This is a genomic window from Pseudomonas sp. Ost2, assembly GCF_018326065.1.
Lineage (GTDB): Bacteria > Pseudomonadota > Gammaproteobacteria > Pseudomonadales > Pseudomonadaceae > Aquipseudomonas > Aquipseudomonas gingeri.
On the sequence record NZ_AP021904.1, the window covers coordinates 2707211 to 2729722 of the forward strand.

Genomic DNA, 22512 nt, shown 5'->3' on the forward strand with positions numbered 1-22512 from the left:
GCATTGGCGTTACGGTTTCAGGTCCACCAGCGACTTGCCCTTGTGCACCACGTAGGTGGCCAGTTCCGAGGCCTGGTCCTTGCCGATGTTCTTCGCCAGGTGGGCGACGCCCTCGGGGATAAACAGCGAATCGCCGGCCTTGAGCGTCACGGGCGGCTGCCCTTCGAGCTCATATTGCATGGTGCCCTTGAGCACATAGGCGACTTCCACCCCGGGATGGGAGTGGCGGGGCGCGGCCACGCCGGGTTCGAAGTCGACCCGGGTCTGGATCACTTCGCGGCCGGACGTGGCGTCGAGGTCCTTCTGCACCAGGTCGGTACGGTGCAGTCCGGTCTGCCAGCTTTTCATGGCCGGCGCGGTGGCTTCCTGGGCCTGGGACAAGTTCGAGAAGGCGGCGAGGGCGGTGACGGCCAGGACCAGGCCGAAGGTTCCAAGGGGGTTACGGGACGCAATGACGGACATCATGGTTCTCCTGCACATGCACGGCTGGGCCGCGCGGGACACCGCGGATACGGCGAGTCCATCAGGCCCCCGTCGTGTATCGCGCGCATGTCGTGCAGGTCGGGATTTGTATGCGAAGTTGGCTGGAGGCGGCGGGGATACAGTCACATACAATCGCGCAGGGTCGAACGCACCGGTCTGCGGGTTTCATCTGGATCACCACCGCGCGCGGGGCGGATGGTCATCGACGAGACTGTCGAGATGTTCGCCGTCGCCGAAGCATGAAGCCCGGGGGCATCGGGCCCCCGGGCGGTTCACGCTCATGGCATTTGCGGCAACTCCTGCGGTCGCAGGTCGAACACCAGCACTTCGGCATCCACGCCGTTGCCCAGGGTCAGCAAGCGTTCTTCGCGCACCCGCACGCCATCCCCGGCCTGCAGGACCAGGCCATTGAGTTCGACGCTGCCACGGGCCACGTGCACGTAGGCGTAGCGGTCGGCGGCCAGTTCGATGCTGGTGGATTCCTGGCCGTCGATCAGACCGGCGTAGACCCGCGCATCCTGGCGCACCTGCAATGAGCCCTGGGCACCGTCGGGGGAGATGATCAAGGCCATTTTCCCGCGCTTCTTCTGGGTGCTGAAATGCTCCTGCTGATAACGCGGTTGCGCCCCACTGACCTGCGGCACGATCCAGATCTGCAGGAAGTGCACGGGCCGGTTGGCCGAGTGGTTGTACTCGCTGTGGGCTACGCCGCTGCCGGCGCTCATCAATTGCACATCGCCGGGGCGGATCACCGAGCCGGTGCCCAGGGTGTCCTTGTGTTCCAGGGCGCCGTCGAGCACGTAGGAGAAAATCTCCATGTCGCGGTGCGGGTGCTGGCCAAAGCCCTTGCCGGCCGCGACCCGGTCATCGTTGATCACCAGCAGGTCGGAAAAACCCTGTTCGTTGAGGTTGCGGTAGTTGGCGAAGGAAAAGGTGTGGAACGACTTCAGCCAGCCGTGATTGGCGACGCCGCGATCAGTGGCTTTACGAAGGGTCAGCATGATGAATTCTCCTCTGCGGGACGTGAATTCGTCCGAGTGGAGAGAAGGTTAATGTTTACCCGTTGGTGCAATAAGTAGATGGAAATTGAAAGACTGTCTCTTTCAAGTTGACAGTTTTATCACGCCGATGCTGTATTCTCTGGCGACACTCACCTCGTGCCGGTCAACCCTGGCCGGGTCCATCAGCAAGTGAACGGGCATGAACAGTCTCAGACAGTCACACGGCGCCACGGTGCTGCATTTCGGCAACCACGCCTTTCACCTGGGCCGGCGCCTGGTCCTGGCCGGGGATCGGCCGCTGCGCATGGGCGGGCGGGCGCTGGACATTCTCCAGGTGCTGCTCGAACACGCTGGCGAAGTGGTCGGCAAGGACGAACTGATCGCCCGGGTCTGGCCGAACTCGGTGGTCGAGGACATCAACCTGCGGGTGCATATCGCTGCCTTGCGCCGGGCCCTGGGTGACGGCCAGGACGGCCAGCGCTACATCGTCAACCTGCCCCAGCGCGGCTACAGTTTCGTTGCCCCGGTCCGGCACGAACACGAAGCGTTGCCGATGGCCGTCGAGGGGCTGCCCCCGCCCCGGCACAACCTGCCGTCGCGGCTGACAGCGGTGATCGGGCGTGATGCGCTGGTCGGCAGTCTGGTCCGGCAGTTGCCGGTCCGGCGCTGCCTGACCCTGGTGGGACCGGCCGGTATCGGCAAGACCACCCTGGCCCTGCGGGTCGCCGAACTGCTCCTGGAGCATTACCGCGACGGTGTCTGGATGATCGACCTGTCGACCGTCGATGATCCGGCATACCTGGTCGATCATCTGGTACAGACCCTGGGGTTGCAGGGCGGCCTGCAAGCACTGGTGCCCCAGCAGGCCTTGCTGCTGCTGGATAACTGCGAGCACCTGCTCGAGCCTTGTCGCCACCTGGTCGAGCAACTCTTGCTCGACTCGCCGCGGTTGGCGGTGCTGGTCACCAGCCGCGAGCCGTTGCTGGCCATCGGCGAAACCGTCCAGCGCCTGCCGGCCCTGACGACGCCGCCGGCTAGCGCGCTGGGCAGCGTCGCCGAGGTGATGGGCTATTCGGCGGTACAGCTGTTTGTCAGCAGGGTCCGGGCCTGCCAGCAGGGGTTTGTCCTGCGCGAACGCGACCTGGTGGCGGTGCGCGAGATTTGCCGGCGACTCGACGGCCTGCCCCTGGCCATCGAGCTGGCGGCTGCGCAGATCGACGCCCTGGCACTGGTTGGCGTGCAGGCCCAACTGGGCAACTGTTGTCAGTTGCTGACCCTGGGGCGACGGACCGCCGTGCCACGGCACCAGACCCTGAAGGCGGCGCTGGACTGGAGCTATGAACGCCTGAGCGCCGATGAACAGACGCTGTTGCAGCGCCTCGCGGTGTTCAAGCCGGGCTTTACCCTGGACGCCGTCCTCGCGGTCTGTGGTTGCACACGACTGGGCCCGGGGCAACTGCTGGAACTGGTGCCACGGCTGGCGCACAAGTCCTTGCTGGCGGTGACGCGCCGCGGCGGCGTGACCCGCTATCGGTTCCTCAACACCACCCGCGGCTACGCCCTGGAACGGCTCGAGCGCAGCGGACAAAAAGCCGCCCTGGAGCGGCGTCATGCCGACTACCTTCGCCAGGCGCAACGGGCTTCAGGCTGACTGGCGCAGCGGCAACACATCGAGCAATTGCCGGGCGCTGATCAGGTCCGGCGTGGCAAAACCCTCGCTGAAGCGGGCATGGATCGGGGCGAGCAGGTCATGGGCCGACTGCACGCGTCCCTGTTGCCGCCATAGCCGGGCCAGGGTGACAGCGCTGCGCAGTTCCCAGGCCAGTGCCCCCTGGGCTCGTGCCACTTCCAGGGCCTTGAGCAGCAGCGCCTGCGCCGCGTCCGGGGCCTGTTCCGCCAACAGCACCTGCGCCTTGGCGCGCAGGATTTCCGCCGTGCTCCAGCCTGCCGCGCCGCTCTCGGCCCGCTCCAGCAAGGCGTCGTCGACCAGACGGTGGTCGAGGGTGACCATGATCTCCTTGACCAGGCCACTGGCGGGCGACGGCGCAGATGCCGAGGCCGTGTTGTCGATCACCTGGGCGTAGTGCTGGCCCCAGGTGTGGAACAGCAGCACCGAATGCTGCCGGGCCCGTTCCAGCAGCAGCCGTAGGAGATCACGGGCTGTGCGGGTATCGCCGTTGCAGTGGGCGATCGGGCAACCGGACAGGGCCAGGGTGTAGCACACCGAGGTGCCGTGATTGATCTGCAACGCGATGTCCAGGGCCTGGCGCGCGGTCTTCCAGGCCTGTTCCGGGTAGCCCTGCAACCAGAGGATGCGCGCCAGGATGGTCAACGACGCCACGCTCTGATCGTACTGGACGCCGAAACCATGGGTGAACCGGTTCAGGTGGCCGCTGTGGGCCATGCGCTGGATCACCTGCTCGGCGTGATCGCGGGCCCGTTCCTGGTGGCCGGCGAAATGCAGCGCCAGGACCCGCAGGCGATGGGTGCTGAGGGACAGCAACGCGTCGTCATGCAAGCCCAGTCGATCGAACTGCCGGCTCTGTTGCAGGGCTTCACGGTAGTTGCCGCAACTGAGATTGACCGCCATATGGCCGGACACGGCGCGCAGTTGGCCGTTCACGTCATGGTGGTGTTCGGCCAGGTCACGGGCGCTGCTGAAGGCATCGATGGTTTCGCGGCTGCCGCCCTGGGTGTGGTAGCAGGAACTGCCCAGTGCCAGCTTGAGGGCGATGCTCAGGCGCGGGCACGGTTGCGTCGAGGTTTCCAGGCGTGCCAGGGCCTTGCGCACATGGTCGCCATGCTCCCTGAGCAACGACAACTCCTGCCACAGCGGGGTCGAGGCCACGGTCAGGCTGACCGCCAGGGCTTCCGGGCCCCGAGGGCCCAGTCCCCATTCCAGGGCCGCGCGCAGGTCTTCCAGGCTCCGGGCGTAGCGCTCGATCCACACCTCGGTGGCGGTGTCCGGCCACTCGGCCTGGGCCTGTTCCATCAGGGCCAGGCAACGTTCGGCGTGGGCCCGGCGGGTGCCGGGCAACTCGCAGGCCAGGTCGAGTTTTTCCAGGGCATAGGCACGGGTGGTGTCCAGCAGGCGGTAGAACACCTGCTCATCGCCGACCTCCACGTTCAGCAGGGATTTGGCGACCAGTTGGGTGATCGAGGCGAAGACCTCGCGGGCTTCGACGTGCGCGCCGATGACCACCGCCGCGGCCGAGGCCAGGGTAAAGCCACCCCTGAAGATGCCCAGCCGGCGCAGGCAGATCTGTTCGCCGGGGCTGAGCAGGGCGAAGCTCCAGTCGAGGGTGGCGCGCAATGTCTGATGGCGCGCGGGCGTCGTCAGGCCGTCCTGGGCCAGCAGGCGAAAACTGCCCTGCAACTGCGCCAGCAGGCCGCCCAGGCCGAAGCGGTCGACCTGGGCGGCCGCCAGTTCGATGGCGAGGGGAATACCGTCCAGGCGGCGACAGATCTCGATGGCCAGCGGCAGTTCGGCTTCCGTCAGTTCGAAGTTGTCCAGGCTGGCCATGGCGCGTTCGACGAACAGTTGCAGGGCTGGAAAGCCCAAGGCCTGGCGACGATCCAGGGGCGCGATGGCGGGCGGGCAATCCAGTGACTCCAGGCGCTGGACGAATTCGCCTTCGGCCCGCAGGCTCTCGCGGCTGGTGGTCAGGATATGCACCTGGGGCGCGCCGCGCAGGATGCTTTCGCAGAGCAGGGCGACGCTGTCGAGCAGGTGCTCGCAATTGTCGATCACCAGCAGCATCTGGCGCTCGCGCAGGGCGCCGACGAGAAGGGCAATGGCGTCGCCGTCGGGCAGGCCGACCCCGAGCAGCGTCGCCAGGTGACTGCCGAGCATGGCCGGGTCGGTGAGCGGTGCCAGGTCCAGCAGGCGGATGCCGTCGCGGTAGGCCCCGATCAGTTGTTCGGCCACGCTCAGGGCCAGGGTGGTCTTGCCGATGCCGCCGGGGCCGACCAGGGTAATGAAACGCTGGCGTGGCAGGTGCTGCAACAGGCTGTCGAGCAACGGCTGGCGGCCGATCATGCGGGTCCGACGCACCGGCAGGTTATGGCCCTGGAGCGTTGGGGCGAGGTTTTGCGGCGGGACCTGACGGACGTCCAGTTGGTACGGCGCGACAAAGCTGTAGCCGCGCTGGGCTACGGTCACGATATAACGCTGGCCGGCCTGACCGTCGCCCAGGGCCTTGCGCAGCGCGGCCATGTGCACTCGCAGGTTGATGTCCTCGACCACGCTGTTGGGCCAGACCCGGGTCATCAGGGTCTGTTTGCTGACCACCTGGCCCGCGTGCTCCAGCAGGATCAACAGGATATCCATGGCTCGTCGTCCCAGGCGCAGGGGGCGCTCGGCTTCCATGACCAGGCGTTGCCCGGGGTGGATCCGGTAGGGCCCGAAACGCACGGTCTGCTCGGGAGAAAGGTTCAACGGTTGGCTCCTGCTGCATGTCCTGTGGTCGCCGCCGTGGCCTGTCGCGGTGCCCGAGTATATTCCTCAGGTTTTGTCCGCTGCGCAATCTCCCGGCAGGCAACGGACGAACAGGCCCGCGGGGCCGGGCGATGGGCAATGCGGGGAGCTGTCACAGGGGGGAGGGTGGCGCGGTGGGCCGAGGCCCTGTGGCACCTGGCGGATTATCGAGAAACCGGCCGTTCGACGTAGCACAGGTGGCGTGTCGCCTGCGGGGCAGGAGCGGTGCCCAGCTTCTGGCAACGCCAGGCAAACGGGTTGATGCCTTCGCTGCGGGTGAAGATGTGACAGAAATGCGACTGGTCGCAGAAACCGCATTCCAGGCTGATCTGCGTCAGGCTCAGGTCGGTGTCGCGGATCAGTTGCTTGGCGCGCAGGATGCGTTGCTGGCGGATCCAGTCCTGGGGGGACAGGCCGGTCGTGCATTTGAAGGCGCGGGAGAAGTGGCTGCGCGACAGCGCACAGGCCCGGGCCAGCTCGGTGACTTCCAGGGGCTCGCTCAGACGCTCGAGAATCAGTTGCTTGACCAGGTTTTCCCGCCAGGGGGCCAGGCCGCCCGGGGTGGGTGCCCGCGTTTCGCTGGCAAAGGAGGGGACGCTGTTGTGCTGAAGTGGAATCATAAGCAATGTCCGTGTCGGGAGCAGGCGCTGGCGCACAGCACGTCGGGTCAGCGCCGTTTCTCCGGAAAAACCGATGAGAGGGCAGGGCACTTCATTCTTGGGCGGGGGGCGCGAACCGGCGAGTTAAACGTTGTTAATTTCGGGTCGTGCTCGTCGCGCGGGGCCGCCCCCGCGCAAGTCAGCACACCGCTGCAAGTATCGAAGGCGGGCGCAGGCGCAGACTGGAGGCGCCAGCCCGACTGAACCTGCAAGGAGATTGCGCCGATGAACCGAAACGACCTGCGCCGCGTCGACATGAACCTGTTGGTGATTTTCGAGGCCTTGATGTTCGAGAAGAACCTGACCCGGGTCGCCGAAAAACTCTTCATGGGCCAGCCGGCGGTGAGTGCCGCCCTGGGGCGCCTGCGCGACCTGTTCGACGATCCGTTGCTGTTGCGCAATGGCCGTGGCATGGAGCCGACGGCACGGGCCCAGGCCATCCTCAAGGAGCTGCAACCGGCGATGGACACCATTTCCGGGGCGGTGAGCCGGGCCAAGGCATTCGATCCGGCGACCAGCGGCGATGTGTTTCGCATCGGTCTTTCCGACGACGCCGAGTTCGGCCTGTTTCCGCCCCTGCTGAGCCGGTTGCGCGAGGAGGCGCCGGGGATAGTCGTGGTGGTACGCCGGGCCAACTACCTGCTGATGCCCGCGCTGCTGGCCTCCGGGGAGATTTCGGTCGGGGTCAGCTACACCACCGAACTGCCGGCCAATGCCAAGCGCAAGACCCTGCGCGACATTCCCTGCAAGGTGCTGCGCGGGGACAAGCGACCCGGCCTGCTGACCCTGGATGAGTACTGCGAGCGGCCCCACGCGATGGTGTCGTTCTCCGGCGACCTGAGCGGCAATATCGACCTCGACCTGGCCAAGGTCGGCCGCAGCCGGCGCGTGGTCCTGGGTGTTCCGCAGTTCAGTGGCCTGCGGGCCCTGCTGGCCGGCACCGAGATGATCGCCACCGTGCCCGACTACGCCGCCTGCGCCCTGGTCGAGGGCTGTGCGTTGCGGGCCGAGGATCCGCCGTTTCCCATCGATGCCGCGCAACTGTCCATGGCCTGGAGCGGGGTCCACGACAACGACCCGGCGGAACGCTGGCTGCGCTCGCGGATCGCGCAGTTCATGTCCGCGCCGCTGGACATCCGGACGCCCTAGGGGCGCCCACGGGAAAGAGAGCACGTACATTCAATTTTTCCCTGCCCCGTCGCCGCACTATCCACCGACAGTCCGGCGTCACCACGCCGGTGGTTTTTCATTGCGATGGGTGGCTCATGGACGCTTTGCGCCGGGATGAACGGGCTCGGGATCTTGGATGGTTGTTCCTGCGGGTCAGCGCCGGGCTGTTCCTGTTGTGGGTCCATGGCCTGCCGAAACTGCTGCACTACAGCAGCGAACTGCAGAACATCGAAGATCCTTTCCACCTGGGCGCCGACCTGACCCTGGGCCTGGCGATCTTCGCCGAGGTGTTCTGCCCGCTGCTGATTATCGCTGGCGTACTGGTGCGTCTGGCCTGCTTGCCTATTCTCTGTGTGCTGTGGGTGGCGCTGCTGATCGTGCATCCGCAATGGACGATCGCCGAAGGCCAGTTCGGCTGGCTGCTGCTGATCCTGTTCACCAGTCTTCTGATTGCCGGCCCCGGACGGCTGGCGCTCGGCGAGCGCCTTGCCGGGGCCTGGCGCCATGCCTGATACCAGGGACGATCCGTTCTCCATGCTCACTCTGTCGAAGGAAACGCGATGAACGCCGATCTGATTCTGTTCAATGGTCAATTTCATACCGTCGACCGTGAAAAGCCCCTGGCCAGTGCCGTGGCCATCCGCGACGGGCGCTTCGTGACGGTCGGCAGCGATGCCCAGGCCATGGCCCTGCGCGGTAGCGACACCCAGGTCATCGACCTCAAGGGCCGCTGCGTGATCCCCGGCCTCAACGACTCGCACCTGCACCTGATCCGTGGCGGCCTGAACTACAATCTCGAACTGCGCTGGGAAGGCGTACCGTCCCTGGCCGATGCCTTGCGCATGCTCAAGGACCAGGCCGAGCGCACGCCGACGCCCCAGTGGGTGCGGGTGGTGGGCGGCTGGAACGAATTCCAGTTCGCCGAGAAGCGCATGCCGACCCTGGCGGAGCTGAACCAGGCCGCGCCGGATACCCCGGTATTCGTGCTGCACCTGTATGACCGCGCCTTGCTCAACCGGGCCGCCTTGCGCGTGGCCGGCTACACCCGCGACACGCCGAACCCGCCGGGTGGCGAGATCGTCCGCGATGCCAACGGCGAACCGACCGGCATGCTGGTGGCCCGCCCCAACGCGATGATTCTCTACTCGACCCTCGCCAAGGGCCCCAAGCTGCCGCTGGAATACCAGGTCAACTCTACGCGCCAGTTCATGCGCGAACTCAACCGTCTCGGCCTGACCAGCGCCATCGATGCCGGCGGCGGCTTCCAGAACTACCCCGACGACTACGCGGTGATCGAGCAATTGGCCAGGGACCGGCAGTTGACGGTGCGCATCGCCTACAACCTGTTCACCCAGAAGCCCAAGGAAGAACTGGCCGACTTCAAGAACTGGACCGGCAGCGTCAAGTTGCATCAGGGCGATGACTTCCTGCGTCACAACGGCGCCGGCGAAATGCTGGTTTTCTCGGCGGCGGACTTCGAAGACTTCCTCGAACCACGCCCCGACCTGCCGCAGACCATGGAACAGGAACTGGAGCCGGTGGTGCGCCACCTGGTCGAGCAGCGCTGGCCGTTCCGCCTGCACGCCACCTACAACGAATCCATCAGCCGCATGCTCGACGTGTTCGAGAAGGTCAACCGCGATATCCCGTTCAACGGCCTGCCGTGGTTCTTCGACCATGCCGAGACCATCACCCCGCAGAACATCGAGCGGGTGCGGGCCCTGGGCGGCGGCATCGCGATCCAGGACCGCATGGCGTTCCAGGGCGAATATTTCGTCGAGCGCTACGGCGCCAAGGCCGCCGAGGCCACGCCGCCGATCAAGCGCATGCTCGCCGAAGGCGTGCCGGTAGGCGCGGGCACCGATGCCACGCGGGTGTCCAGCTACAACCCGTGGACCTCGCTGTACTGGATGGTCAGTGGACGCACGGTTGGCGGCCTGGCCCTGCATGAGGAAGGCCTGTCGCGCCAGACCGCCCTGGAGCTGTTCACCCACGGCAGCGCCTGGTTTTCCTCCGAGCAGGGCAGCAAGGGCCAGATCAAGGTCGGCCAGCTGGCCGATCTGGCGGCGCTGAGCGCGGACTACTTCAAGGTCGAGGAAGAGGCCATCAAGTGGATCGAGTCGGTGCTGACGGTGGTCGGTGGCAAGGTGGTCTACGCCGCCGGCGACTTCGAGAAGCTCGGCCCGGCCGGCCTGCCGGTGCTGCCGGACTGGTCACCGGTGGCGAAGGTGCCGGGGCACTGGCGTCCGACTTCGCCGCTGCAGGCCCAGGTCCACCAGTGCAGCGGTCCCTGCGCCGTGCACTCCCACAGCCATGAGCGGGCGCGCCTGTCGAATGCGCCGGTCAGCGACTTCCAGGGATTCTGGGGCGCATTCGGCTGTTCGTGTTTTGCCTTCTGATTCCCCATCGGCGCCGGACCGTATGGCCGGCGCCCACTGTACTCTCACGTCACCAAGGAGTTTCACATGAGCAACGTTCCCTACAAACGCCTGAACAAAGACGACGCGGTGGTCCTGCTGGTCGACCACCAGACCGGCCTGATCTCGCTGGTGCAGGATTTCTCGCCGAACGAGTTCAAGAACAATGTCCTGGCCCTGGCCGACCTGGCGAAGTTCTTCAAACTGCCGACCATCCTCACCACCAGCTTCGAAAATGGCCCGAACGGCCCGATGGTGCCGGAGCTCAAGGAACTGTTCCCGGACGCGCCGTACATTCCCCGTCCAGGCCAGATCAATGCCTGGGACAACGCCGATTTCGTCAAGGCGGTAAAGGCTACCGGTCGCAAGCAGTTGATCATCGCCGGCGTCGTGACCGATGTCTGCGTGACCTTCCCGACCTTGTCGGCCCTGGCCGAAGGCTTTGAAGTGTTCGTGGTCACCGATGCCTCGGGTACCTTCAACGAAACCGTGCAGCAGGCGGCCTGGGCGCGGATGACCGCCGCCGGTGCGCAACTGGTCAACTGGTTCTCGGTGGCGTGCGAGCTGCAAGGCGACTGGCGCAACGACATGGAAGGCCTGGCGAACCTGCTGTCGCCGCGCATCCCGAACTACCGCAACCTGATGAACAGCTACTCGGCACTGACAGCCAAGTAACGGCCATGTCGGTGCCGCCCGGGACCTGGCGGTGAGGCACCGACCGGCGGGAGCCGGCTTGCTGGCGATGGCGTACGCACGGGCAGCACAAGGCTCAAGGGCCTCATGGCTGCGATGCGGCGTCCAGGCAGGCCAGCTCCTGCAGTGGTCGGGAACAGGAAGGGGCTCGGCGCTAAGGCCCCCACAGGTTTCGTGGTTACCGATTATGAGATGTGAGGAAGGAAAAAAGTCGTTATAAAGGGGCTTGCTGTCAACCCGAGCGTGACAATGAACCCTTTCGAAGACATGCGTATGTTCTGCCAGGTCATGGACTCGGGCAGTTTCACCGCGGCAGCGGATCAACTGGGCCTGTCCAAGCAGTTCGTCAGTCGTCGCCTGATGCAACTGGAGGAACGCCTCGGGGTGCGCCTGCTCAATCGCTCGACCCGCCGCCTGGATGTCACGCCCCTGGGGCAGAGCTACTACGAATCCGCCTTGCGCCTGCTCGCCGAAGTCGAGCACATGGAGCAGGGCATCGCCGGCCAGACCGCCGAGCCGCGCGGCACCCTTCGCCTGAGTGCGCCCCTGTCGTTTGCCCTGGCTCACCTGGGATCGCTGCTGCCGGCATTTCTCAAGCGTTACCGTGACGTCACTGTCGAAGTCGACCTCAGCGACCGTCCGGTGGATCTGCTCGGCGAGGGCTATGACCTGGCGCTGCGCATCGGCGTGCTGGAGGATTCGAGCCTGATTGCCCGGCGCATCGCCACCATCGACCGGGTGTACTGCGCCAGCCCGGCCTACCTGGCCGAACGCGGTACACCCCTCAAGCCCGACGACCTGCATGCCCACGATTGCCTGCCCTATGGCCATGGCCGCCAGGTGCAGTGGCGTTTCGAGGGGCAGGGCAAGCCGGTGGTGGTCAATGTCACGGGGCGCATGCGGGTCAACAACGGCGAATTGCTCAGGGATGCGGCCATCGCCGGCATGGGCATTGCCTACCTGCCGACCTTTATCGTCGACGCGGCCTTGCGCGACGGCCGCCTGGTGACCTTGCTCGACTCCCTGCGCCCCGAGCCACTGCGCTTGTCGGCGGTGTATCCGCAGCACCGCCAGGCGTCGCGGCCGGTGCAGGCGTTCATCGAGTTCCTGCGCGAAAGCCTGGCGCGTGACGATGGCGGCCTCTAGCGCCCGGACGGGCAAATCTCCGCGCCTCAGTCCCGGCTAAGTTTGCCCGGGTAGTCTCCCCCAGCGCCAGTTGCCGCGCTGCCAGGGAGATAACCTTCACATGAAGCCGCTAACCGGAGCCGACTGGCTCAACAAAGTCCCCGAAGTGACGTTGTCGTTCTGGGTCATCAAGATCATGTCCACCACCGTCGGCGAAACCGCCGCCGACTACCTTGCCGTCGATGCCGGGCTGGGCCAGGGCCTGACCAGTATCGGCATGGCCGTGCTGCTGGCCATCGCGTTGTTCGCTCAACTCCGTACCCGCGCCTACACCCCCTGGATCTACTGGCTGAGCGTGGTGCTGGTGAGCATCGTCGGTACGCAGATCACCGATGTGCTCACCGACCAGCTGGGTATCAGCCTGTATGCCAGCACGGCGGTGTTCAGCGTGCTGCTGGCGATCAATTTCCTGGTCTGGTTCAGGCTGGAGCGCAGCCTGTCGATTGCCGATATCGTCACCCCGCGCCGGGAGCTGTTCTATTGGGCGACCGTGCTCTGCACCTTTGCCCTGGGCACGGCGGCCGGCGACCTGGCGACCGAGGCGCTGGGCCTGGGTTTCACCCTCGGCTCGGTGATTTTCGCCGTGCTGATCGGCGCCACATTCGCCGCCTGGCGCCTGGGCGGCAATACGGTCCTGACCTTCTGGATCGCCTACATCCTGACCCGTCCGTTCGGTGCTTCCCTGGGGGACCTGCTGACCCAGGCCAAGACCTATGGCGGCCTCGGCATGGGCGCGGCATGGACCAGCGCGATCTTCCTCAGCGTCATCCTGATGCTGGTCATCGTCGCCCAGCTCGGCGTCGGCCAGCGCAAGCCGGTTTCCGACTGACCCCGTCTTCAACCTCACTCATTTCAATTATCAAGGAATCATCATGCTGACCGTTCGTAGCAGTATTCGCAAAGCCGCCATTGTCGGCGCCATCGCCTTGTTGAGCCTGGCCACCGCCTGCTCGAAATCGCCGGATACCCCCAAGGCCGGCACGGCCAATGCACAGGCCGATTCGAGCCATGCCTCGCCCTCCAAGCTGGGCGACCTGTCGGCCTTCCAGGGCATCGCCAGCCAGGTTGCCGGGTTGGTCGAGCAGAACGACCTGGCCGGTGCAAAAACACGGATCAAGGACCTGGAGCTGGCCTGGGACTCCGCCGAAGCCGGGATCAAGCCCCGTGCCGCCAGTGACTGGCACCTGCTGGACAAGGCCATCGACAACGCCCTTGAAGCTCTGCGCGCGGGTTCGCCGAAGCAGAGCGACTGCAAGGTCGCCATGACCGATCTGCTGAAGACCTTCGCGAGCCTGCAAGGCGGCAAGTGATCGCCAGCCAGCTCGCCCGCCGCATGCATCCAGGTCAAAACGCTGCACGCGGCGGGCGACAGATGCTTCAATAGAGGCTCGGCATCCGCGTCGCGGGTGCCGGGCCTTGCTGATGGTCGGAGAGGGATATGCGCATACTGCTGGTCGAAGATGACCCGATGATCGGGGAGGTGATCCAGGGGGCCCTGAAGGATGCCGGCTATGCCGCCGACTGGGTCAACAATGGCCTGACCGCACTGGCGACCCTGGACACCCAGCACTACGACCTGGTGCTGCTGGACCTGGGCTTGCCCGGCAAGGATGGCCTGGCGGTGCTGGACAGCATTCGTTCCGCCGACAATGCCGTGCCGTTGCTGATCATCACCGCCCGCGACAGCCTCGATCAACGCCTGCGCGGCCTTGATGGCGGTGCCGATGACTTCCTGCTCAAGCCGTTTGAAATGGCCGAATTGCTGGCACGCATGCGTGCGGTACTGCGGCGCAAGGGCGGCAGTGCCTTGTCGCTGCTGAGCAATGGCCTGGTCACCCTGGACCTGGTGTCCAAGCAGGCCAGTACGGCGGAGCACCCCGAGGTGCAACTGTCGAATCGCGAGTTTTCGCTGCTCCAGGCGCTGCTGATCCGTCCGGGGGCGATTCTTTCCCGTGCCGATCTCGAAGATCGTCTCTATGGCTGGGGCAACGAGGTGGAAAGCAATGCCGTGGAGTTTCTGATCCACGCGCTGCGGCGCAAGCTGGGCAGCCAGGTGATCAAGAATGTCAGGGGGATGGGATGGATGGTTTCAAAAGGCGTCTGAGCGAGTCCGTCCAGCTCAGGCTGTCCGTCGGCCTGTCGCTGGCGATCCTGGTCGTTGCGGTGGTGGCGGGTATTTTCGCCTTTGTCTCGGCGTTCGATGAAGCGCTGGAGTTGCAGGACAATACCCTGCGCCAGGTCGCCGTGCTGGTCGAGCGCCAGAACATGACCCTGAGTCCGTCGGCCCCCGGTATGTCGATCAGGGACGACGACGAGGAGTCGCGGGTGGTCGTCCAGTACCTGCGCGATGGGGCCCGGGCTTCGGGCAATATCGATGACGGCGGCCCGCTGCCATTGCCGACGAGCCTGGCCGATGGCCTGGCGACCCTGACCGTCGGCGGCGAGCCGTTTCGCGTGCTGGTCAAGACCCTGGGCACGGGCGAGCGCATCGCCGTGGCCCAGGAAACCGGTGCACGGGACAAGGATGCCCGGGAAAGTGCCTGGCGCGGCCTGCTGCCTTTTCTGATCCTGCTGCCGGTGCTGTTGCTGGTGGTGGCCGACCTGGTGCGCAAGCTGTTTCGTCCGATCGCGGTCCTGGCGCAGGACATCGACCGGCGCAGCGAGCAGGACCTGCATCCCATCGACGAACGGCACCTGCCCAGTGAAATCCGCTCCTTTGTGCTCGCCATCAATCGCCTGTTCGACCGGGTGGCTCGCTCGATGGACAGTCAGCGGCGTTTTGTCGCCGATGCCGCCCACGAACTGCGTTCACCCTTGACCGCGTTGTCGCTGCAGGCCGAGCGCCTGGCCGCCGCCGAGCTGTCGCCGGACGCCCGCGAGCGGCTGGTGCCGTTGCAGCGGGGTATCGAGCGCGGCAAAAGCCTGATCGATCAGTTGCTGGCGCTGGCCACGGCGCAATCGGCGTCGACAACCCCCGCCGCGCCGATCTCCGTGCATGGCATCTACCGCCGCGTGCTGGAAGACCTGCTGCCACTGGCCGAACTCAAGCAGATCGATGTCGGCGTGGAAGGCGAGCAGGACATGCGGGTGTCGCTCAACGAGATCGACCTGTTGGCCCTGGTCAGGAACCTGGTGGACAACGCCATCCGCTATACCCCGCAAGGCGGGCGGGTGGACCTGTCGGTGAGCGCGGAGCAGGGCGGCGTGCTGTTGCAGGTCCGGGATAACGGCCCGGGGATTGCCATCGAGGAGCGCGAGCGGGTGTTCGACCCGTTCTACCGCAGCCTGGGCAATACCGAGGTCGGCTCGGGGCTCGGGCTGTCGATCATCAAGGCCATTGCCGAGCGCACCGGCGCGCGTATCCGCCTGGGGTACAGCGATGAAGTACGGCAGCGCGGCCTGAGCGTTTCGGTCTGGTTACCGGCGGCCGTGGGCTGAGGCGTGCCTATCGCACCGTGCTGACCCCTGCGAAAGTGCTGGTGAGTTCCTGCGTGAGCGACTGGACCTCCGTGAAGGTGGCCTGTAACAATTGCGCAAACAGGAAATACCCTGACGTTTATCGATTCAAGGTTGAAGGTGCATTGCATAATGGATGATTACAACGATAGGGGGGCTCAGGGGAGCAATGGCAATCCGGCTTTTCATGGCTTCATCTATCAGAAAAAAGTCACCGTATGGATCGCGTTGCAACTACTGTTGAATCGTGTCGATGGCTGCAACGAAATCATCGTTGAGCCAGTCTCGCAGGAAGACGTCGAGGCTTGCATCGATGACGAGGAATCGACAGTCAGCATTGGTGGCGTCCATAAGCTACTGATTCAGATAAAAAACCGCGGAAAGGGCTATTGGACGGCCAGCGCGTTTTCGGAACTGGTCAAGGACCGGGTTGCACGAAGTGCTTCGGGGCCAGGTACCAGGCCCAGGGGAAAGGCACTGCTGCTGGAGGATCCCTCCCGGCGTTATATTTTTATTACCAATTGCAGTGTCGCTGGGGAACTGGCGGCAGCCGAGCTTAAAAATGTCGATGAGGCACTGGACCCTTCGTTCCTCCCTCCAAAACTGACAGAGATAGAGGCCGAACAACAGGCGCTGACCGGTCGTTGGGGGCTTATCCAGAATCTGACTGAAAATGACCTGCGGGCACGTATCCATGACTTGCTTGAATCCAGGGGCAAGGTACCGATTTCGAACCTGCCGGCGGCGATAGATAAGTTGGAGCGCTTGGTCGAACTGCGTATGGCGGGGCTGGTGGAGCCCCTGACGCGTGATCATGTTCGGGATGTCATCACCACTGAAGGCGGGGGAGCGGTACGCGACCAGGAGTTGCGCGAGTTCATCGCACCGCCTGCCTTGGCACGAGCAGAGTCGCTGTTGGACACGTTGCATGCGGTGATGCTGATCGGACCGCCAGGCTACGGCAAATCGTTGATTGCCAAAAACATGGTTCATGCCCTGCGTGAAAGACCGCGACCCTATGAGGTTGTGAGGGAGTCGGCAGGGCTTGCCGCAATTGAGCGCTATCTGGCGCAGAGGGGCTTGTATGTCTTTCATCTCGACGACCCCTGGGGGCAATCGAAGCTTGAAGCCGATGCGGACAAATGGGTTATTCAACTCCCTCGGTTGCTGGCGCGTGCCTCTGCCGACAAGCTGTTCATCATCACTTCGCGTACCGATATTCTTCGTCAGAGTCGGGTCGGGGAGGATGAAGAACCGTGGCGTTCGCTGACCTGTGAAGTATCGGATAGCGATTATGGCGATGACGTCAAATGGAACATCCTGGAAAAGAAGCTTGAGCAAGCCCAGGCATGGATGCTGCCGTTCGCTGAGCGGTATCGTTCCGGGCTGCTCCAGGATCTACAAAGTCCCCTGGCAATCGATCGCTTCTGCAAAGGCTTGCTGGCTTGCGGGGACGAGTCGGTTGCATTGATCGAACAACTGGTCGATCAGGCACAGGTTTCCAGCATTCGCCAGATTGTCCGTCAGCAAGTTCTGGGATGGCCGGAACGCGGCGTGGAGTGCGCTACGGTGATCTGGGCGATGATTCGCCGGAACCAACGTATTTCATTTGAGGGGTTGAGTACGATCCGGCGTGCCCTGGATGACCTCAGTCCGCCGCTTTCCATTGATCTCGAGCGCTTCGTACAGCATTTCCTGATCTCCACACTGGACGAGGATGAGAAAGAGGAGATCGGTGCCCACGGTAAGGTCATTGAGGCCTTTGAGGAAGTGATTACCGACAGTCCCGCTGTATTGGAACGGACCTTGGGCCGGTGCGTGGAGGCCCTGTATGCGCAGTGGTGCGATGACCCGGCCTGTCTCAACGCCTTGATAAATCTGCTTGAAGCAATCAGCAGTCGGTGGCCCCAACAGCTGTGCCTGAATCGTATTCAGCAGGACAAGGTCGATGAGTTCCTGCGCCAGTGCATTGCTACCACCAATGATTTTCAGTTCGTTTACTATTTTGAGCGGGTCATCAGATGGGGTTCGCAGCGTTGCTCCATTGCCCGGTTCTTACGCGATTTGACGGCATTCAAGCCGGTGGCATCCGGGCGAGTGGTGAAGTACTGGAGTGCGCCGGTGCTGAGTCCGGAGTTCAGGGAAGAGTTGGAAAGAGAGCCATTGATACCGCCGCTCTTGAGTTCATGGATACGTTATCGATTTATCGATGGCGACATTGTCTATGACGGTCCGCAGCTTTTTACCTGGCTCGCCGGGCTGGGTGGGGACCTCGGGGAGGCTTGGGCACAGTCTTGCCACTGGGCGACCCCGGCAGGTCGCAACCAACCTAATACACTGGCGCTTTTCCAGTGCGCGGCGCTGGCCGGTGCTTTTCATTACGATGATGAGATGTTCAGTCTGATTGAGGGTATCGAGGACGGGCTACGTGAACACCGGGACGAGGTGGGTGACTACGAGGAGCAGAGTTTCCAGGGCATTGACGATGCGTCGATTGAGCGCCTGTTCAGGACCATGCTGGATGAGGATGAGGAACTGGTTCATCGTCTTACCATGGCTTACGTCCAGATGCGCCGCCGGAACGAAGGGTATCAATGGATTGAGGGCCACCCACGCCATGATCTGATTCTCCCCGCCTGGTCGATGACCCTGGATGAACAATCCTCGCAGGTGTCTGCCTTGGAGAGGGAGAGCCTTGAGCTGCTCAAACGTGCCTATGATCAGTCCCTGATCCTGGCGGATCATGATCTCGAAGGTATTTGCGAAGACCTGGATATCCCCGAGATCGATGATTTCCTCCAGCTTGAGCCGATGAAAATTGTTGAAGAACTGCTGAGCTTGGAGACACAGCGCAATGGCGATCCCCATGAGCTGATCGAGCAAATGTACTACCTGGAAAACCTTGCAGTCGCCAAGGCCTTGAGAGAGGCCGTCGGGCGTATGGATGCCGTGAGTGTGCGCAAGCATCTTCCGAGCCTCATGGAGCATGATCATGCCGATGTACGCAGGCATGCCGTGAGTTTTTTTGCCGGCCTGGTCGAGCCCCTGGGGTTGGACAGATATTGGCTCTACAACGGTGCCAGCGATAAAAGCGCGCACGTTCGTCTGGAGTTGGCGAAGGTCATTGGCCACTTCAAGTGGCAGGACGGAGTGGAATGCCTGATTTCCCTGCTCTCGGATTGTCGGGATTATCAGGCGGACGAGGGGGGCCGCGTTTCGAGGTGGCCCGCGCGGCTGCCCGGGCACTGGCGGGTATGCACAACCTTTCAGAAGAACATCGACAGGCGATACGAACGTTCCTGAGTCAGCCCCCTCGGGATCCGCAAGATCCTGTCGTCAATGACTTGCTCAGTAGATCGTTCCCACGCTCTGCGTGGGAATGCAGCCCGTGACGCTCTGCGTCACAGGTCACAGCTTCGCGGGCAAGCCCGCTCCCACAGCGCGGGAACGATCCAATGAGCGGTATCAGTCGGCTCAGGTCGGAGAGATGGTGGCCAGCAGGCCGATTGCGATTGTCAGTAAGAGAAAACCACCCAGAAAAAGCGCCATCTTGCCCATTTCAGGCCTCCTGAATCACAGGGTTGCGGTACAGCGGAAAAAGAGTCTTGGAGAACTCTGCCTTGAAGCGCCGCCCGAGGCCGGGTGGCAGGCTTATTGTCGGGGGGAATCTGATCTCGATACAGAGGCAGGTAGTGCAGAAAAATACGGATCAGATGGGGAGGGGAGGTGTTCTGGCGTGAGTTCACGCCAGATCAACAGGGTGGCGAACGGCAAAGCCCGTTCGCCACCGGTACGCGCGTGCCGTCAGTTGCGATCCAGCCACACGGTCTGGGCGTTGCAGAACTCGCGTACGCCGAAGTGCGACAGCTCGCGACCGAAGCCGCTTTTCTTCACGCCGCCAAAGGCCACCCGTGGGTCGGAAGCGCTGTAGCCGTTGATGAACACGCCACCGGTTTCCAGTTCGTCGGCGATCTGCTGCGCCAGCGCGACATTGGCGGTGTAGACCGTCGAAGTCAGGCCGAAGTCGCTGTCGTTGGCCAGTTCCACGGCGTGCCGGGCATCCCGCGCGGTGATGATCGAGGCGACCGGCCCGAACAGTTCCTGCTTGAACGAGGTCATCTGGTCGGTGACATCGGCGAGGATGGTCGGCTCATAGAAGTTGCCATGCCCCGCGATCTTGCCGCCGCCCAGCAACAGGGTCGCGCCCTCGGCCAGGGTGGCCTGGACCTGCTGGTCCAGTTCGTCACGCAGATCGAAACGCGCCATCGGACCCACATAGGTCTCGGCCAGCAGCGGATCGCCGACCACCAAGCGACGGGTCGCCTCGACGAACTTCTCGGTGAAAGCTTGCACCACCCCTTCCTCGATGATCAGGCGCTTGGCCGCCGCACAGACCTGCCCGGTGTTCTGGTAGCGACCGATCACCGCGGCCCGGACCGCCGCATCGAGGTCGGCATCGTTGAGCACGATGAACGGGTCCGAACCGCCCAGTTCCAGTACGCACTTCTTCAGGGCCGCACCGGCCTGAGAGCCGATCGCGGTGCCGGCACGCACGCTGCCGGTCAGGGTCACGGCGGCAATGCGCGGGTCGGCGATGGCCTTGGACACGCCGTCCGGCGTCACGTTGATCACCTCGAACGCACCCTCGGGGAAGCCCGCCTGCTTGAAGGCATCGAGCAGCAGGTAGGCGCAGCCCATCACGTTCGGTGCGTGCTTGAGCACATAGGTGTTGCCGGCCAGCAGGGTCGGCACCGCACCGCGCAGCACCTGCCAGATCGGGAAGTTCCAGGGCATCACGGCAAGGATCGGACCCAGCGGGCGGTATTCGATCCGCGCCTTGCCGTTGTCCACCAGGGTCGCTTCCGGCGCGAGCATGGCCGGGCCCTGGGCGGCGTACCAGTCGCAGAGCTGGGCGCATTTCTCGATTTCGCCACGGGCCTGGGTGATCGGCTTGCCCATTTCCCGGGTGATCATCTCGGCCATTGCGGTGGCGTTGTCGCGCAGCGCCTTGCCCAGGGCGATCAACAACTGCGCCCGCTGTTCCACGGACGTGCGGCGCCAGCCGGCGAAGCCCTTGGCAGAACGCGAGAGCGCGGCATCGAGTTGCGCGGCCGACTCATAGGGGTAGTGACCGATCTGCTCGCCGTTGAGCGGGTTGATCGAGAGCGCGTGGGTCTGGTTCGACACAGTAGTCATGGCACCGTCCTGCTGGGTGGGTAATGAATCCAGCGTACGGGGCTGTTGCTTTTCTGGAAACTGAATAATACTGAGTGAAACGTTCACGATTGGAGAATGACTTGGATCTGGTCCAGTTGGAGATTTTCAAGGCTGTTGCCGAGCAGGGCAGCATCAGCGCCGCCGCGCAGTTGATTCACCGGGTGCCGTCGAACCTGACCACGCGGATTAAGCAACTGGAGCAGGACCTGGGCGTCGAGCTGTTTATCCGCGAGAAAAGCCGCCTACGCCTGTCGCCGGCGGGCTGGAGCTTCCTGGACTACACCCGGCGCATTCTCGATCTGGTGGCCGAGGCGCGCCTGACCGTGTCCGGTGAAGAACCCCAGGGCCCGTTCGCCCTCGGCTCGCTGGAAAGCACGGCGGCGGTGCGCATTCCGGCGTTGCTGGCGGCCTACAACCAGCAATACGCCAAGGTCGAGCTGGACCTGTCCACCGGGCCTTCCGGGACCATGATCGAGGGCGTGCTCTCCGGGCGGCTGGTGGCGGCGTTCGTCGACGGACCGATCCTGCACCCGACCCTGGAAGGCGTGCCGGTGTTCGACGAGGAAATGGTCATCATCGCGCCGTTGCACCACGCGCCCATCACCCGCGGCGGCGATGTCAACGGCGAGAGCATCTATGCGTTCCGGGCCAACTGCTCGTACCGCCATCACTTCGAAAGCTGGTTCACCGAGGACGCGGCGGTGCCCGGCAAGATCTTCGAAATGGAGTCCTACCACGGTATGCTCGCCTGCGTCAGCGCCGGCGCCGGCCTGGCGCTGATGCCCCGCAGCATGCTCGAAAGCATGCCCGGTTGCAGCACGGTGAGCGTCTGGCCGTTGTCGCAGAAATTCCGTTTCCTGCAGACCTGGCTGATCTGGCGGCGAGGCACCGTGTCGCAGAACTTGAGGGTATTCGTGCAGTTGCTTGAGGAGAGGAAATGACGCTCAGCTTGGTAAAGATGCATGCTCATGGCGACGACTTCGTCATCATCGACCGCCGCGGCGAGGCTGACCCGATAACGCCCGCCGTGGCCCGACGGCTGGGGGATCGCAACCGGGGTATCGGTTTCAACCAGTTGGCCGTCGTGCTCGACTGCGAGGATGCCGCCGCCCGCATCGTGTTCTGGAATCCCGACGGCACGCCTCTCGACACCTGTGGCAGCGCCACCCGTGGTGTGGCCGACACCTTGATGCGCCAGGGTAATACCTCGTCGGTGCTGCTGCGAACCAACCGCGGGCTGCTGAGCTGCGTGCGGCAGGCGGACGGCGGTGTTTCGGTGGACATGGGCAAGCCTTCGCTGCATTGGCAGGACGTGCCGCTGGCCAGGGAAATGGATACCCTGGTCTTGCCGCTGGCGGGCGAGCCGGTGGCCTGCAGTATGGGCAATCCCCACTGCACCTTCTTTGTCGAGGACCTCGCGGCTATCGACATCGCCGCGCTGGGCTCGAAGATCGAAATCGACCCGTTGTTCCCGAAAAAGACCAACGTGCATTTCGTCCAGGTCATCGATCGCGGCCATATCCGCCTGCGTATATGGGAGCGCGGCGGCGGCATTCCGCAGGGCTCGGGTTCGTGCTGCTGTGGTGCGGTGGTCGGCGGCATTCGGCGTGGGCTGCTGGACGACAGCGTCGACGTGGAATGTGACGGCGGCACCGTGAACGTGAAATGGGACGGTAGCGGCGGGGTGATCCTCAGCGGACGGGTGGAGAAGGTGTGGGAGGGGACGGTTGCGGAGCATTTGCTGCTGGCTTAGT

18 protein-coding genes are annotated in these 22512 nt (G+C 64.1%); 13 read left to right on the top strand and 5 right to left on the bottom strand.

Features of this window, described 5'->3' with window-relative positions; all coding sequences use genetic code 11:
• Positions 1-9: 9 nt before the first annotated feature.
• The gene (locus KI243_RS11820; RefSeq protein WP_178992018.1) at positions 10-462 is read right to left on the bottom strand and encodes a cupin domain-containing protein; all 453 of its coding nucleotides are present in this window, start codon (positions 460-462) and stop codon (positions 10-12) included.
• A 299-nt stretch (positions 463-761) separates the two neighbouring features.
• Entirely contained in the window at positions 762-1484 is a 723-nt protein-coding gene (locus KI243_RS11825; RefSeq protein WP_017128874.1) for a pirin family protein, read from the bottom strand.
• A gap of 199 nt (positions 1485-1683) precedes the next feature.
• On the opposite strand from KI243_RS11825, the gene KI243_RS11830 reads away from it, so the two are divergent.
• Positions 1684-3135, top strand: coding sequence for a winged helix-turn-helix domain-containing protein (locus tag KI243_RS11830; protein WP_212810854.1), 1452 nt, complete (start codon positions 1684-1686; stop codon positions 3133-3135).
• Here KI243_RS11830 and KI243_RS11835 read toward each other — a convergent pair.
• Together KI243_RS11835 and KI243_RS11840 are read right to left on the bottom strand one after the other, a co-directional pair.
• Complete coding sequence (locus tag KI243_RS11835; protein WP_212810855.1) at positions 3127-5922, bottom strand: winged helix-turn-helix domain-containing protein; 2796 nt, start codon at positions 5920-5922, stop codon at positions 3127-3129. The two genes, KI243_RS11830 and KI243_RS11835, sit on opposite strands and share 9 nt — an antisense overlap.
• 203 nt (positions 5923-6125) lie before the next feature.
• On the bottom strand, positions 6126-6581 hold the full coding sequence (locus tag KI243_RS11840; RefSeq protein ID WP_017128878.1) for an AraC family transcriptional regulator: 456 nt from the start codon (positions 6579-6581) through the stop codon (positions 6126-6128).
• A gap of 264 nt (positions 6582-6845) precedes the next feature.
• Here KI243_RS11840 and KI243_RS11845 point away from each other — a divergent pair, with 264 nt between their 5' ends.
• The 10 genes from KI243_RS11845 (at position 6846) to KI243_RS11890 (ending at position 18844) form a co-directional block, all read left to right on the top strand.
• Complete coding sequence (locus KI243_RS11845; protein ID WP_017128879.1) at positions 6846-7769, top strand: LysR family transcriptional regulator; 924 nt, start codon at positions 6846-6848, stop codon at positions 7767-7769.
• Positions 7770-7885: 116 nt separating this feature from the next.
• On the top strand, positions 7886-8302 hold the full coding sequence (locus KI243_RS11850; RefSeq protein ID WP_042936721.1) for a DoxX family protein: 417 nt from the start codon (positions 7886-7888) through the stop codon (positions 8300-8302).
• Positions 8303-8350: 48 nt separating this feature from the next.
• Positions 8351-10189, top strand: coding sequence for an amidohydrolase (locus KI243_RS11855; RefSeq protein ID WP_017128881.1), 1839 nt, complete (start codon positions 8351-8353; stop codon positions 10187-10189).
• A gap of 66 nt (positions 10190-10255) precedes the next feature.
• Positions 10256-10882 carry an isochorismate family cysteine hydrolase YcaC gene (gene ycaC, locus KI243_RS11860; RefSeq protein WP_017128882.1) on the top strand — a complete coding sequence of 209 codons (627 nt, stop codon included), beginning with the start codon at positions 10256-10258 and terminating at the stop codon, positions 10880-10882.
• 267 nt (positions 10883-11149) lie between these two features.
• A complete protein-coding gene (locus KI243_RS11865; RefSeq protein WP_017128883.1) occupies positions 11150-12046 on the top strand; it encodes a LysR family transcriptional regulator in 897 nt (298 codons plus the stop codon).
• Positions 12047-12146: 100 nt separating this feature from the next.
• A complete protein-coding gene (locus KI243_RS11870) occupies positions 12147-12914 on the top strand; it encodes a membrane protein (protein ID WP_017128884.1) in 768 nt (255 codons plus the stop codon).
• 43 nt (positions 12915-12957) lie between these two features.
• Positions 12958-13395: a hypothetical protein gene (locus tag KI243_RS11875; protein WP_178992038.1), complete on the top strand. Its 438-nt coding sequence runs from the start codon at positions 12958-12960 to the stop codon at positions 13393-13395.
• A 128-nt stretch (positions 13396-13523) separates the two neighbouring features.
• Positions 13524-14189, top strand: a complete 666-nt coding sequence (locus tag KI243_RS11880; RefSeq protein ID WP_017128886.1) for a response regulator transcription factor — start codon at positions 13524-13526, stop codon at positions 14187-14189.
• Entirely contained in the window at positions 14165-15523 is a 1359-nt protein-coding gene (locus KI243_RS11885; protein ID WP_212810856.1) for an ATP-binding protein, read from the top strand. The genes KI243_RS11880 and KI243_RS11885 overlap by 25 nt, the downstream gene beginning before the upstream one ends.
• Positions 15524-15673: 150 nt before the next feature.
• Positions 15674-18844 (top strand): hypothetical protein, encoded by a 3171-nt coding sequence (locus KI243_RS11890; RefSeq protein ID WP_212810857.1) that lies wholly within the window; start codon positions 15674-15676, stop codon positions 18842-18844.
• 501 nt (positions 18845-19345) lie between these two features.
• Here KI243_RS11890 and KI243_RS11895 read toward each other — a convergent pair.
• On the bottom strand, positions 19346-20737 hold the full coding sequence (locus KI243_RS11895) for an aldehyde dehydrogenase family protein (RefSeq protein ID WP_177127651.1): 1392 nt from the start codon (positions 20735-20737) through the stop codon (positions 19346-19348).
• Positions 20738-20838: 101 nt separating this feature from the next.
• On the opposite strand from KI243_RS11895, the gene KI243_RS11900 reads away from it, so the two are divergent.
• The gene (locus tag KI243_RS11900) at positions 20839-21699 is read left to right on the top strand and encodes a LysR family transcriptional regulator (protein WP_177119017.1); all 861 of its coding nucleotides are present in this window, start codon (positions 20839-20841) and stop codon (positions 21697-21699) included.
• Entirely contained in the window at positions 21696-22511 is an 816-nt protein-coding gene (dapF, locus tag KI243_RS11905; RefSeq protein WP_177057982.1) for a diaminopimelate epimerase, read from the top strand. The genes KI243_RS11900 and dapF overlap by 4 nt, the downstream gene beginning before the upstream one ends.
• Position 22512 lies beyond the last annotated feature (1 nt).

Coding starts and splice junctions, on each gene's coding strand:
- KI243_RS11820 (WP_178992018.1), bottom strand. CDS start 462: ATGTCCGTCATTGCGTCCCGTAACCCCCTTGGAACCTTCGGCCTGGTC.
- KI243_RS11825 (WP_017128874.1), bottom strand. CDS start 1,484: ATGCTGACCCTTCGTAAAGCCACTGATCGCGGCGTCGCCAATCACGGC.
- KI243_RS11830 (WP_212810854.1), top strand. CDS start 1,684: ATGAACAGTCTCAGACAGTCACACGGCGCCACGGTGCTGCATTTCGGC.
- KI243_RS11840 (WP_017128878.1), bottom strand. CDS start 6,581: ATGATTCCACTTCAGCACAACAGCGTCCCCTCCTTTGCCAGCGAAACG.
- KI243_RS11845 (WP_017128879.1), top strand. CDS start 6,846: ATGAACCGAAACGACCTGCGCCGCGTCGACATGAACCTGTTGGTGATT.
- KI243_RS11850 (WP_042936721.1), top strand. CDS start 7,886: ATGGACGCTTTGCGCCGGGATGAACGGGCTCGGGATCTTGGATGGTTG.
- KI243_RS11855 (WP_017128881.1), top strand. CDS start 8,351: ATGAACGCCGATCTGATTCTGTTCAATGGTCAATTTCATACCGTCGAC.
- ycaC (WP_017128882.1), top strand. CDS start 10,256: ATGAGCAACGTTCCCTACAAACGCCTGAACAAAGACGACGCGGTGGTC.
- KI243_RS11865 (WP_017128883.1), top strand. CDS start 11,150: ATGAACCCTTTCGAAGACATGCGTATGTTCTGCCAGGTCATGGACTCG.
- KI243_RS11870 (WP_017128884.1), top strand. CDS start 12,147: ATGAAGCCGCTAACCGGAGCCGACTGGCTCAACAAAGTCCCCGAAGTG.
- KI243_RS11875 (WP_178992038.1), top strand. CDS start 12,958: ATGCTGACCGTTCGTAGCAGTATTCGCAAAGCCGCCATTGTCGGCGCC.
- KI243_RS11880 (WP_017128886.1), top strand. CDS start 13,524: ATGCGCATACTGCTGGTCGAAGATGACCCGATGATCGGGGAGGTGATC.
- KI243_RS11885 (WP_212810856.1), top strand. CDS start 14,165: ATGGATGGTTTCAAAAGGCGTCTGAGCGAGTCCGTCCAGCTCAGGCTG.
- KI243_RS11890 (WP_212810857.1), top strand. CDS start 15,674: ATGGATGATTACAACGATAGGGGGGCTCAGGGGAGCAATGGCAATCCG.
- KI243_RS11895 (WP_177127651.1), bottom strand. CDS start 20,737: ATGACTACTGTGTCGAACCAGACCCACGCGCTCTCGATCAACCCGCTC.
- dapF (WP_177057982.1), top strand. CDS start 21,696: ATGACGCTCAGCTTGGTAAAGATGCATGCTCATGGCGACGACTTCGTC.